This is a genomic window from Mycobacterium colombiense (assembly GCF_001672755.1).
Lineage (GTDB): Bacteria > Actinomycetota > Actinomycetes > Mycobacteriales > Mycobacteriaceae > Mycobacterium > Mycobacterium colombiense_C.
This window is the reverse complement of sequence record NZ_LZKI01000069.1, coordinates 46,933-59,328: the sequence shown is the minus strand read 5'-3', so window position 1 is coordinate 59,328 and position 12,396 is coordinate 46,933. Positions and strand designations below refer to the sequence as shown.

The window sequence follows — 12,396 nt, the reverse complement described above, 5'->3', positions numbered from 1 at the left end:
CCAGGCCTGTGGATCGGCTGGCTCGAGTTCGACGTGTTGCTCGGCGACGTGCGGTCACTCAAACAGAAGCGGGCGGTGGGCCCGGGGGAGGTGCGGGAGCCCCCGAAGTCGGAGCCGCCGGTGACTTCCCCAGGGCCAGCAGCATTTCGGCGGTGTGCCGCGACAGCTGCCAACCCCCCTGGAAGGGGGTGAACTCCATCGGGAAGGTGAAGTTGGCGTTGTTGGCCTGTGCGGTGTGCACGGCGATGGTGGTCTTCACGTTCGACGGGTTCTTGTCCGACCATGCGATGTCGCTCGCGTTGAAGGTCATCGGCAGATAGCCGTTGTCGCGCAAGGCGTTGGTGAACTTGTCCAGGTTGGCCGCGCTCTCCGGCGTCGCGCCTTCCACCAGATTCACCTTGCTGGCGCCCGGAACGTTCGGGTCGGTGAGTCGGGCGAGCACGTCGGTGAGCGCTTCGGGGGGCGGCAGGGGAGCCGTGACCGGCGCAGCAACCTGACTGGAGGAGGCCGGCGGCAGCGAAGAGGCGGCCGACGAATCACTCTTCGGGTGCGGCGACGAACACGACGCGAGCCCAACTGCCGCCGCGGCGGTGGCGGCGCTCAGCGTTACTAACAGTGGCCGGTGCATCCAGTCGGTCGGCCGGCTACGCGGCTCTGGCCGCTTCGCGAAGGACGGGTGTCGCTAAGGTCGGGCCGATGGGTGCAACTGAAGTCACACCGGCGGCGGGGGCTACGACGGCGACGCGGGTCGAGCCTGTGGCGAGGCTTTTTGCGGTCACTGCGGCCCTTTCGATCATCACGATTAGTGGCCGAGATTACCAGCGTGACGAAAATCTTAACTTTTCGTGGGTATTTGACTACGCACATCAATCGGCAATCGCCGGTAGCTTTGAAGTATCCGCCGCGCCAATTCGGTGTGGGAAAGGAGCGCAAGATGGGTAGCTCAGAGCGTTCTGATGCTTTCGGAACCCCCCACGAATCAGACCTGTCCAGCGGCGACGAGGCCGAATTGGAGCAACTACGCCGCGAGGCAGCGATGTTGCGCGAGCAGCTCGAGCACGCCGCCGGCTCGCATGGCGGCGCCCGCTCCACGCGCGATGTGCATCAGTTGGAAGCGCGCATCGACTCCCTTGCGTCGCGGAACTCCAAGTTGATGGAGACCCTCAAAGAGGCCCGCCAGCAACTGCTGGCGCTGCGTGAGGAAGTCGATCGGCTGGGGCAGCCGCCGAGCGGTTACGGCGTCCTGCTCGCCACCCACGAGGACGACACCGTCGACGTGTTCACCTCCGGTCGCAAGATGCGGCTGACGTGCTCGCCGAATATCGAAGTTCCGTTGCTGCGCAAGGGTCAGACGGTCCGCCTCAACGAGGCCCTCACCGTCGTCGAGGCCGGTACGTACGAATCGGTCGGCGAGATTTCCACGTTGCGTGAACTGCTGGCCGACGGGCACCGCGCCCTCGTCGTCGGGCACGCCGACGAGGAACGCATCGTCTGGCTGGCCGAGCCGCTGGTCGCCGAGAACCTGCCGGAAGGGCATCCCGACGCGCTCAACGACGACACCCGGCCGCGCAAGCTGCGGCCCGGCGACTCCTTGTTGGTCGACACCAAGGCCGGTTACGCCTTCGAGCGCATCCCCAAGGCCGAGGTCGAGGACCTGGTGCTGGAAGAGGTGCCCGATGTCAGCTACCTGGACATCGGTGGCCTGACTCGCCAGATCGAGCAGATCCGCGACGCCGTGGAGCTGCCGTTCCTGCATAAGGAGCTGTACCGCGAGTACGCGCTGCGTCCGCCCAAAGGTGTGCTGCTCTACGGCCCGCCCGGTTGCGGTAAGACGCTGATCGCCAAGGCCGTGGCCAACTCGTTGGCTAAGAAGATGGCCGAGGTGCGCGGCGACGACGCCCGCGAAGCCAAGTCCTACTTCTTGAACATCAAAGGGCCCGAGCTGCTCAACAAGTTCGTCGGCGAGACCGAGCGGCACATCCGGCTGATCTTCCAGCGCGCCCGGGAAAAGGCGTCGGAAGGCACACCGGTGATCGTGTTCTTCGACGAGATGGACTCGATCTTCCGTACCCGTGGCACCGGGGTGTCCTCGGACGTCGAGACGACGGTGGTTCCTCAGCTGCTCAGTGAGATCGACGGTGTGGAGGGACTCGAGAACGTCATCGTGATCGGTGCCTCCAACCGGGAGGACATGATCGACCCCGCCATCCTGCGGCCGGGACGTCTGGACGTGAAGATCAAGATCGAGCGGCCGGATGCCGAAGCGGCGCAAGACATCTTCTCGAAGTACCTGGTCGAGTCGCTGCCGGTGCACGGCGAGGACCTGGCCGAGTTCGAGGGCGACCGGTCGGCATGCATCAAGGCGATGATCGAGAAGGTCGTCGACCGGATGTACGCCGAGATCGACGACAACCGGTTCCTGGAGGTCACCTATGCCAACGGTGACAAGGAAGTCATGTACTTCAAGGACTTCAACTCCGGGGCGATGATCCAGAACGTCGTCGACCGCGCGAAGAAGAACGCGATCAAGTCCGTGCTGGAGACCGGTCAGCCCGGTCTGCGCATCCAGCACCTGCTGGACTCGATCGTCGACGAGTTCGCCGAGAACGAGGACCTGCCCAACACCACCAACCCCGATGACTGGGCGCGGATTTCGGGCAAGAAGGGCGAGCGGATCGTTTACATCCGCACCCTGGTCACCGGCAAGAGCTCGAGCGCATCGCGGGCCATCGACACCGAATCCAACCTGGGTCAGTACCTGTAGGGCCCGACACCTTCAGCGGCGGTCAGTCGGTCACCAGCGAATAGCTGTTCGTCAGATTGTCCTGCAGCACCTGGGCCGGGCGCTGTGTTGTGTCGACGCGCAATTCGTCGGCGAGCACGCGCGGTTGGTAGGCCCACCCCGCCGGCAGGTCGAGACGATCGGCGAGGCCCGGCAGGTCCGCACGCGAGAGGGTGGCGTCGGCGACCTGGCTCCAGGTCTGCATGATCCAGTGCTGGTTTTGAGGATCGATGAGTTCGTACACTTCTTGGCCGGCGTTGAAGACGAAGACCGTGTGGCGGTTCACGGTGTTGGGGATGTACGGCGCCGGGTTCATCGACGACAGCAGCACGGTGGCCTGCTGGATCATTTCGATTCCGCCGAAGGATTTCGTGATCTGCGGCCCCTTGGCCTGTTTTTCGATGGAGTTCATCAGCCAATACCGGGGACCGTTGAGCAGGGCGGCGGCCGCCCCGTGTTCGGTGGCGATGGCGTGCGCGTCCAGCGCCGACCACAGCTCTTGGGGACAGTCGTTGAGCGGGAAGCTGTTGTACACCGTTGCTTGCGGCCCCGCCTCGCCCGGCGTTACGAGGAGTACTTCGCCGTAGCGCTTCCCGGACAGGTCGAGTGCGTGCTTGCCGACGGCGTGGTCGGATCCAGGGGCGGACACAGGGTGAAATTAGTCACTGGTGTCGGCGCCGTCAACACGACAGACGGTGACTCCGGCGACGCCGTGGTAGCGGTTGCGCGCAGCCAAAGTCGTGTCCAGGTCGTCGATCAGCGGGTCGAGGAACGTTGAGCGGTATTCCGCGTCGCCGGCCGCGCGGGCGCTGATGTACATGAACGTCAACGCGCCGAGGAACAACGTCATGTGGATCAGCGAGTCGGGCACCGGCAGCGTGAATCCGAGCACCGTCGCGCTGCTCTTGTAGGTGTGGGTCCACTCGTTGAGCAGTTCGGGGCTGAGCACGATGAGCCCCAGAATCAAGTAGATCGCGGTGGTCACCACCGCCACCACCAGGATCTGCGCCAGCTGAGATACGGCCAGAACAAAGACCACGTTGAGGCGCTCCGACTTCTTCAGCGGTGCACCGGCGGCGGGGTTGGGCAACGTGGCGAACGGTGTGCCCGCGAGCTTTTCGGGTTCGTCGCGCGGTGTCGTCGCCGATTGCAGCATCGGCCTGACGCGCTCTCGCGTGGCCGAGCTGACGAACGCCGCGGCGATGGTGACCAGGAACGCCATCGCCAGTGCCAGCCGGTTGCCGCTGATGGTCGCCGCCATCAGCCACACGTAGGTATTGAAGAACACCAACGCGGTCAGCAGCACGACCGGCAGGGCCCGCACGGCCAAGGCGCCCACGGTCGCAAGGTGCGACAGCATCATCCGTACCGCCCAGCCCAGGACCGATCCGATGCCGCTGCCGGTCAGGAACAGCACGACGGCGACAACGATGGCCTCCTGGACGACGTCGCCCACGGCGACTCCCACGCACGCCACGGCCAGCACCGACGACGTCGCTATCGCGGTGCGTGTCTTGCGGCTTCGCGTTCGCGAGACCAGCCAGCCGACGACCGCCATCAACGGCAGGGCGAGCGCAAGCACAGCCAGCACGGCCAATTCCGAGGTTGTCGGCGCGCCGCTGATCTCGACATCGTTGCCGCCGGTGATCAGATAGACCGCCAAAATGCAGGCCTGCAGCACCGCGTACGCGGCAAGCACAGGCGCCGACCGCGTCCAGAGCCGCCGCCATCGCGCGCGCCGGGTGAGTACGGACGGCAACCCGCGCTCCAAAAACCAGCTTTCGGCCGCGGCGCTCGGCTCGGCCCGGCGGCTCGGAGCGCGGCCGCGAAGTAGCTCCATGCCGGCTCACCCTACGGCCGGCGGGTCGCCGGCGGTGGCCTTATCGGAACGGTTGCCGGACTGGCATTTTGCCGATATCGGCGGCCCCGCCCAACGGTCCCACCGCGCCCCGCCGCGCGGGCCGCTTCGTCACCCGGCTAGACCCGATTGGCCGGCTCCTGCGCGCCCCGCCGCGCGGGCCGCTTCGTCACCCGGCCTACGCTTAGGTCATGCAACGAATCATCGGGACGGAGGTCGAATACGGTATTTCATCGCCATCGGACCCGACGGCCAACCCGATCCTCACATCAACGCAGGCGGTTTTGGCTTATGCAGCCGCGGCGGGCATTCAGCGCGCCAAGCGCACCCGCTGGGATTACGAGGTGGAATCGCCGTTGCGGGATGCCCGCGGCTTCGACCTGAGCCGCTCCGCCGGCCCACCCCCGGTGGTCGACGCCGACGAGGTCGGCGCGGCCAACATGATCTTGACCAACGGCGCGCGGCTCTACGTCGACCACGCGCACCCCGAATACTCCGCGCCCGAGTGCACCGACCCGCTCGACGCGGTGATCTGGGACAAGGCCGGCGAGCGTGTGATGGAGGCCGCCGCCCGCCACGTCGCCAGCGTGCCCGGGGCCGCGAAATTGCAGCTGTACAAGAACAACGTCGACGGCAAGGGCGCCTCCTACGGGTCGCACGAGAACTATCTGATGTCGCGGCAGACGCCGTTTTCGGCAATCATCGCCGGGCTGACCCCCTTTCTGGTCTCGCGGCAGGTGGTCACCGGTTCCGGACGGGTCGGCATCGGGCCCTCCGGCGACGAGCCCGGGTTTCAGCTGTCCCAGCGCTCGGACTACATCGAGGTCGAGGTCGGCCTCGAGACCACGCTCAAGCGCGGCATCATCAATACCCGCGACGAACCGCACGCCGACGCCGACCGTTACCGACGGCTGCATGTCATCATCGGCGACGCCAACCTCGCCGAGACGTCGACGTATCTGAAGCTGGGCACCACCGCGCTGGTGCTGGACCTGATCGAAGAGGGCCCGGCACACGGCATCGACCTGAGCGACCTGGCGCTGGCGCGGCCGGTGCACGCGGTCCACGCGATCAGCCGCGATCCCTCGCTGCGCACCGCCGTGGCTCTGGCCGACGGTCGTGAGCTGACCGGGCTTGCGCTGCAACGGGTTTACCTCGATCGGGTGGCCAAACTGGTCGACAGCCGCGACCCCGACCCGCGCGCGTCCGACATCGTCGAAACCTGGGCGCATGTGCTCGACCAGCTCGAGCGCGACCCGATGGAGTGCGCCGAAATCCTGGACTGGCCGGCCAAGCTGCGCCTGCTCGAAGGGTTCCGGCAGCGCGAAAACCTGAGCTGGTCGGCGCCGCGGCTGCATCTGGTGGACCTGCAGTATTCGGACGTCCGGCTGGACAAGGGCCTGTACAACCGGCTCGTCGCGCGCGGCTCGATGAAGCGCCTGGTGACCGAACACCAGGTGCTCGAGGCGGTGGACAAGCCGCCGACGGACACCCGCGCGTACTTCCGTGGCGAATGCCTGCGCAGATTCGGCGCCGACATCGCCGCGGCCAGCTGGGACTCGGTGATTTTCGATCTCGGTGGTGACTCGCTGGTCCGCATTCCGACGCTCGAGCCGCTGCGCGGCAGCAAGGCGCACGTCGGGGCGCTGCTGGACTCGGTGGACAGCGCCGCCGAACTGGTCGAACAACTCACCAGCTAGGTGCCGGTTAACCGCGGGAACGTCGGGGTTGACCGGTAGGCTAGGAAAGACCAACGGGCAGTGTGGCTTGATCGGTGAATAAGCCATTCAAAGGACCCACACAACGCAGGAGGCGGCGATGGCTCAGGAGCAGACCAAGCGTGGCGGTGGTGGCGACGACGAAGACGACGTCGCCAGCAGCACCGCCGCGGGCCAAGAGCGCCGGGAAAAGCTAGCCGAGGACACCGACGATCTGCTCGACGAGATCGACGACGTGCTCGAGGAGAACGCTGAGGACTTCGTTCGCGCGTATGTCCAAAAGGGCGGACAGTGACCTGGCCTTTCTCTAATCGCCTGTCCACCAATTCCGCACTCCCCGGCTCCGCATTTTCAAGAGACCCCGCTATCGACCTCTCGTCATTTGCTGAGCTGCTGCGACGCCAGGCGCCGGAATTGCTGCCGGCGAGCCTGTCCGGCACGCAATCGGATGCCGCCACGGGGCAGCTGCCGCACGGCACCACCATCGTCGCGCTGAAATATCCCGGCGGCGTCGTGCTCGCCGGTGACCGGCGTTCGACGCAGGGCAACATGATCGCCGGGCGTGACGTCAAGAAGGTGTACATCACCGACGACTACACCGCCACCGGCATCGCCGGCACCGCCGCCATCGCCGTCGAGTTCGCCCGCCTTTACGCGGTGGAGCTCGAGCATTACGAAAAGCTCGAAGGCGTGCCGCTCACCTTCGCGGGCAAGGTGAACCGCCTGGCGATCATGGTGCGCGGGAACCTGGCGGCCGCGATGCAGGGTCTGATCGCGTTGCCGTTGCTGGTGGGCTACGACATCGATGCGGCCGATTCCGAAGGCGCCGGCCGCATCGTGTCGTTCGACGCCGCCGGCGGCTGGAACCTGGAAGAGGAGGGCTACCAGTCGGTGGGGTCGGGCTCGATTTTCGCCAAGTCGTCGATGAAGAAGTTGTACTCACAGGTCACCGACGCCGACTCCGCGGTGCGGGTAGCGATCGAGGCGCTCTACGACGCGGCCGATGACGATTCCGCCACCGGCGGACCGGATCTGGTGCGCGGGATCTATCCCACCGCGGTCACTATCGGTGCAGAGGGTGCGCTGGAAGTGCCGACGGCACGCATCGCCGAATTGGCGCGCGAAGTGATCCAAAGCCGTTCGCGCGCTGACACTTTCGGCCCCGATGGCGGTGAGAAGTGAGCTTCCCGTATTTCATCTCGCCTGAGCAGGCGATGCGCGAGCGCAGCGAGCTCGCGCGCAAAGGCATCGCCCGGGGCAAGAGCGTGGTCGCCCTGGTCTACGCCGGTGGTGTGCTCTTCGTCGCGGAGAACCCGTCACGGTCGTTGCAGAAGATCAGCGAACTCTACGATCGCGTCGGCTTCGCGGCCGCCGGCAAGTTCAACGAATTCGACAACTTGCGCCGCGGCGGAATCCAATTCGCCGACACCCGCGGCTACGCCTACGACCGTCGCGACGTCACGGGCCGCCAGCTGGCCAACGTCTACGCGCAGACGCTGGGCACCATTTTCACCGAGCAGGCAAAGCCCTACGAGGTGGAGTTGTGCGTCGCCGAGGTCGCGCATTGCGGCGAAACCAAACCGCCTGAGCTGTACCGGATTACCTATGACGGATCGATCGCCGACGAGCCGCATTTCGTGGTGATGGGCGGTACCACCGAACCGATCACCACAGCGCTCAAAGAGTCATACGCGGAGAACGCCGATCTGCGCGAGGCCACCCGCATCGCCGTGAAAGCGTTGCGGGCCGGCAGCGAGGCGTCCAACGGCGACCAGTCCACCCTCGACGTGGGCAGCCTGGAAGTCGCCATCTTGGACGTCAACCGGCCGCGACGGGCGTTCCGGCGGATCAATCGCGCCACCCTGGAGAATTTGCTGCGCGAGCTGGATTCCAACGGCTCGGGTGGCGACGGCGAACCGTCCGAGTCGGACGGCGACTCCTCCGAATAGACCCCAACCGCCGCGCCCATTCGTCGGAGCTGATGGGCCTGGTGGTGCCTGAGGTGCGGGTGAGCTAACGCCTGGCCTGCGGGCGGACGGGTGGTTCACCGCGCCGCGCGTAGTCACCCAGGGGTCGACGAAAAACTTCTGTCGAACCGATACGCGCGGCTTGCCCACCGTCCCGGTCGGACAGCAAGTACCCTCGATTACGTGCAGCGACGAATCATGGGCATCGAGACCGAGTTCGGCGTGACGTGCACGTTCCATGGCCACCGCCGGCTCAGTCCGGATGAGGTGGCCCGCTACCTGTTCCGTCGCGTCGTGTCCTGGGGCCGCAGCTCCAATGTCTTCCTGCGTAACGGCGCCCGCCTGTATCTCGACGTGGGTAGCCACCCCGAGTACGCCACCGCCGAGTGCGACAGCCTGGTACAGCTGGTCACCCACGACCGCGCCGGGGAATGGGTGCTGGAGGACCTGCTGGTCGACGCCGAGCAGCGGCTCGCCGACGAGGGCATCGGCGGTGACATCTACCTGTTCAAGAACAACACCGATTCGGCGGGCAACTCGTACGGGTGCCACGAGAACTACTTGATCGTGCGGGCGGGCGAGTTCTCCCGGATCTCCGACGTGCTGCTGCCGTTCCTGGTCACCCGCCAGCTGATCTGCGGGGCCGGCAAGGTGCTGCAGACGCCCAAGGCCGCGACGTTCTGCCTTTCCCAACGCGCCGAGCACATTTGGGAGGGCGTCTCCTCGGCCACCACCCGCAGCCGGCCGATCATCAATACCCGAGACGAGCCGCACGCCGACGCCGAGAAATACCGGCGCCTGCACGTGATCGTCGGCGACTCCAACATGTGCGAGACCACCACCATGCTCAAGGTGGGCACGGCCGCGCTGGTGCTGGAGATGATCGAAGCCGGCGTCCCGTTCCGGGACTTCTCGCTGGACAACCCCATCCGCGCCATCCGCGAGGTCAGCCATGACGTCACCGGTCGTCGTCCCGTGCGGCTGGCGGGCGGGCGGCAGGCCAGCGCGCTGGACATCCAGCGCGAGTACTACAGCCGGGCCGTCGAGCACCTGCAGACCCGGGAGCCCAACGCGCAGATCGAGCAGATCGTCGACCTGTGGGGCCGCCAGCTCGACGCGGTCGAGAGCCAGGACTTCGCCAAGGTCGACACCGAGATCGACTGGGTGATCAAGCGCAAGCTCTTCCAGCGCTATCAGGACCGCTACAACATGGAGCTGTCCGACCCGAAGATCGCCCAGCTGGACCTCGCGTACCACGACATCAAGCGCGGGCGCGGCGTCTTCGATCTGCTGCAGCGCAAGGGGCTGGCCGCGCGCGTCACCACCGACGAGGAGATCGCCGAGGCCGTCGACAACCCGCCGCAGACCACCCGGGCGCGGCTGCGCGGCGAGTTCATCAGTGCGGCCCAGGCCGCCGGCCGGGATTTCACCGTCGACTGGGTGCACCTCAAGCTCAACGACCAGGCCCAGCGCACCGTGCTGTGCAAGGACCCCTTCCGGGCGGTCGACGAGCGGGTCAAGCGCCTGATCGCGAGCATGTAGCCGCACATCGGCTCGGCAACTGTCACATCAGCCCCGCGGGCACAGGACTGGCCGCAGGGAATAGCGCGACGCGAACGGCCGTGAAAGCGGCGGACGAGGTCCATCGAATAATCTGGAGCCAATGGCGACGTCAAAAGTCGAGCGGTTGGTCAACCTGGTCATCGCCCTGCTGTCCACCCGCGGCTACATCTCGGCGGAGAAGATCAGGTCGAGCGTGGCGGGCTACTCGGACAGTGCCAGCGCCGAGGCCTTCTCGCGCATGTTCGAGCGCGATAAGAACGAGCTGCGCGACCTCGGCATCCCGCTCGAGGTCGGCCGGGCGTCGGCCTGGGACCCCACCGAGGGCTACCGGATCAACCGTGACGCCTACTCGCTCGCGCCGGTCGACCTGACCCCGGACGAGGCCGCCGCGGTGGCCGTGGCGACCCAGCTGTGGGAGTCACCCGAACTCATCACCGCGACCCAGGGCGCGCTGCTCAAACTGCGCGCGGCCGGCGTCGACGTCGATCCGGACGCGCCCGTCGCCATCGCGTCGCCGGCCGGGGTGCCGGGCCTGCGTGGGTCGGAGGAAGTCCTCGGAATCCTGTTGTCCGCCATCGATTCTCGCCAGGCCGTGCAGTTTCCGCACCGGCCGTCCCGGGCCGAGCCGTACGCCACCCGCACCGTCGAGCCCTGGGGTGTGGTCACCGAGAAGGGTCGCTGGTACCTGGTGGGCCACGACCGCGACCGCGAGGCGACCCGCACCTTCCGGCTCTCCCGGATCGGCCCGGACGTCACGCCGATCGGCCCGTCGGGCGCCGTCACCGTGCCGAAAGGCGTTGACCTGCGCAAGATCGTGGCCCAGACCGTCACCGACGTGTCGGCGCCGACGATCGGACAGGCCCGGGTATGGGTGGCCGACGGGCGGGCCACCGCGCTGCGGCGCGCCGGCAGGCCCGTCGAAGCGCGCCAATTCGGCGGTCGCGGGGGCGAGGTGATCGAGCTCGACATCTCCTCCGCCGACCAGCTGGCACGCGACATCGCCGGTTACGGAGCCGACGCCCTGGTGCTGGAACCGCGGTCGCTGCGCGACGACGTGCTGGCCCGGCTGCGCGCGCACGCGGGCCCCGACGCGGGGATCGACGCCGTCGGTGCGGGGCAACCGCCCGGCCGCGGCGGAGTGTCCGCATGACACCCATCTCCACCCGCCTGATCCGGCTGCTCAACATGGTGCCGTATTTCCAGGCCAATCCCCGGGTCACCCGGGCCAAGGCCGCCGCCGACCTCGGCGTATCGGCCAAGCAGCTGGAAGAAGACCTCAACCAGTTGTGGATGTGCGGTCTGCCCGGCTATTTCCCCGGTGACCTGATCGATTTCGAGTTCTCCGGGGACACCATCGAGGTGACGTTCTCCGCGGGCATCGACCGTCCGCTGAAGCTCACTTCGCCAGAGGCCACCGGACTGCTGGTGGCATTGCGTGCGCTGGTCGACATTCCCGGCGTCGTCGACCCCGAAGCCGCGCGCAGCGCCATCGCCAAGATCGAGGATGCCGCGGGAGCCCTCGGACACGACGCCACCCACGCGGCGTCGGCCGTCGACGAGCCCGCGCCGGTGGAGAACCGTGCCACCGCCGCGGTGCGTGCGGCCGTCCAGTCCAGGCACGCGCTGACCATCGACTACTACTCCGCCTCGCACGATACCCTGACCAGCCGGATCGTGGACCCCATCCGGGTGCTGCTGATCGGCGGCCAGAGCTATCTGGAGGGCTGGTCGCGCGAGGCCGAAGGCGTCCGGCTGTTCCGTTTCGACCGGATCGTGGACGCCAGCGAGCTCGACGAGCCGGCCGCGCCGCCCGAGCCGGCGCTGCACGCCCCGCCGGACACCTCGCTGTTCGACGGCGACCCCTCCCTGCCGTCGGCGAAGCTGCGGGTGGCGCCCGCGGCGTCCTGGATGTTCGAGTACTACCCGATGCGCGACGTGCGCGAATTGCCGGACGGATCGTGCGAGGCGGTGATGACCTACGCCTCCGAGGATTGGATGACGCGGCTGGTGCTGGGCTTCGGGGCCGACGTGCAGGTGCTGCAGCCCGAGTCCCTGGCACAGCGGGTGCGGGACGCCGCGACGGCCGCTGTGACGTCCTACGAAGCCCTGAGCTCATAAAAGCCCAGGCGACATGGTCCACCGCGGCGCGGCGCGGGCCCGCCGCCACATGCCGCTACTGCGGTAGCATCGGGTGAACGTCTGGAGGTAATCAAAGTGGGCAGTCTTAGTCCGTGGCACTGGGCGATCCTCGCGGTCGTGGTGATCTTGCTGTTCGGTGCCAAGAAGCTCCCCGATGCGGCGCGTTCGCTGGGTAAGTCGATGCGGATCTTCAAGTCCGAGCTCCGCGAAATGCAGACGGAGAACAAAGCGGAGACGTCGGCCCTGGGGACCCAGGGCGAGGCCTCCGCGGCGAACCCCACTCCCGTGCAGTCGCAGCGGGTCGACGCACCGGCGCCCAGCGAGCAGGGGCACAGCGAAGCACGTCCGGCGTAGCCGCCATCATCGTCG

General features: G+C 67.1%; 12 protein-coding genes and 1 pseudogene. 10 read left to right on the top strand and 3 right to left on the bottom strand.

Annotation, left to right across the window (positions count from 1 at the left end):
- Positions 1-6: 6 nt before the first annotated feature.
- Positions 7-78: pseudogene (locus tag A5708_RS26730) on the top strand (DUF503 family protein); the annotation flags it as partial.
- Here A5708_RS26730 and A5708_RS09240 read toward each other — a convergent pair.
- On the bottom strand, positions 59-628 hold the full coding sequence (locus tag A5708_RS09240) for a hypothetical protein (protein WP_065028331.1): 570 nt from the start codon (positions 626-628) through the stop codon (positions 59-61). The pseudogene A5708_RS26730 and the gene A5708_RS09240 sit on opposite strands and share 20 nt — an antisense overlap.
- 306 nt (positions 629-934) lie before the next feature.
- Here A5708_RS09240 and arc point away from each other — a divergent pair, with 306 nt between their 5' ends.
- Positions 935-2,764: a proteasome ATPase gene (arc, locus tag A5708_RS09235; RefSeq protein WP_065028335.1), complete on the top strand. Its 1,830-nt coding sequence runs from the start codon at positions 935-937 to the stop codon at positions 2,762-2,764.
- Between the two features lie 22 nt (positions 2,765-2,786).
- On the opposite strand, the gene A5708_RS09230 is transcribed toward arc, so the two are convergent.
- Together A5708_RS09230 and A5708_RS09225 are read right to left on the bottom strand one after the other, a co-directional pair.
- Positions 2,787-3,431: a hypothetical protein gene (locus A5708_RS09230; protein ID WP_065028330.1), complete on the bottom strand. Its 645-nt coding sequence runs from the start codon at positions 3,429-3,431 to the stop codon at positions 2,787-2,789.
- A gap of 9 nt (positions 3,432-3,440) precedes the next feature.
- Positions 3,441-4,622 (bottom strand): hypothetical protein, encoded by a 1,182-nt coding sequence (locus A5708_RS09225; RefSeq protein WP_065028329.1) that lies wholly within the window; start codon positions 4,620-4,622, stop codon positions 3,441-3,443.
- 209 nt (positions 4,623-4,831) lie between these two features.
- On the opposite strand from A5708_RS09225, the gene dop reads away from it, so the two are divergent.
- From dop to tatA, 8 genes are all read left to right on the top strand, one after another.
- Complete coding sequence (gene dop, locus A5708_RS09220; protein ID WP_065028328.1) at positions 4,832-6,340, top strand: pup deamidase/depupylase; 1,509 nt, start codon at positions 4,832-4,834, stop codon at positions 6,338-6,340.
- 118 nt (positions 6,341-6,458) lie between these two features.
- A complete protein-coding gene (locus A5708_RS09215) occupies positions 6,459-6,653 on the top strand; it encodes a ubiquitin-like protein Pup (RefSeq protein ID WP_007770846.1) in 195 nt (64 codons plus the stop codon).
- On the top strand, positions 6,650-7,540 hold the full coding sequence (gene prcB / locus A5708_RS09210; RefSeq protein WP_065028327.1) for a proteasome subunit beta: 891 nt from the start codon (positions 6,650-6,652) through the stop codon (positions 7,538-7,540). The genes A5708_RS09215 and prcB overlap by 4 nt, the downstream gene beginning before the upstream one ends.
- Positions 7,537-8,307 (top strand): proteasome subunit alpha, encoded by a 771-nt coding sequence (prcA, locus tag A5708_RS09205; protein ID WP_065028326.1) that lies wholly within the window; start codon positions 7,537-7,539, stop codon positions 8,305-8,307. Before prcB ends, prcA begins: the two co-directional genes overlap by 4 nt.
- Positions 8,308-8,508: 201 nt before the next feature.
- On the top strand, positions 8,509-9,867 hold the full coding sequence (pafA, locus tag A5708_RS09200) for a Pup--protein ligase (RefSeq protein WP_007770849.1): 1,359 nt from the start codon (positions 8,509-8,511) through the stop codon (positions 9,865-9,867).
- Positions 9,868-9,988: 121 nt separating this feature from the next.
- Positions 9,989-11,038 (top strand): helix-turn-helix transcriptional regulator, encoded by a 1,050-nt coding sequence (locus A5708_RS09195; RefSeq protein WP_065028325.1) that lies wholly within the window; start codon positions 9,989-9,991, stop codon positions 11,036-11,038.
- Complete coding sequence (locus tag A5708_RS09190; protein WP_065028324.1) at positions 11,035-12,006, top strand: helix-turn-helix transcriptional regulator; 972 nt, start codon at positions 11,035-11,037, stop codon at positions 12,004-12,006. The genes A5708_RS09195 and A5708_RS09190 overlap by 4 nt, the downstream gene beginning before the upstream one ends.
- Before the next feature lie 96 nt (positions 12,007-12,102).
- On the top strand, positions 12,103-12,381 hold the full coding sequence (gene tatA, locus A5708_RS09185) for a Sec-independent protein translocase subunit TatA (RefSeq protein WP_064881448.1): 279 nt from the start codon (positions 12,103-12,105) through the stop codon (positions 12,379-12,381).
- Positions 12,382-12,396 lie beyond the last annotated feature (15 nt).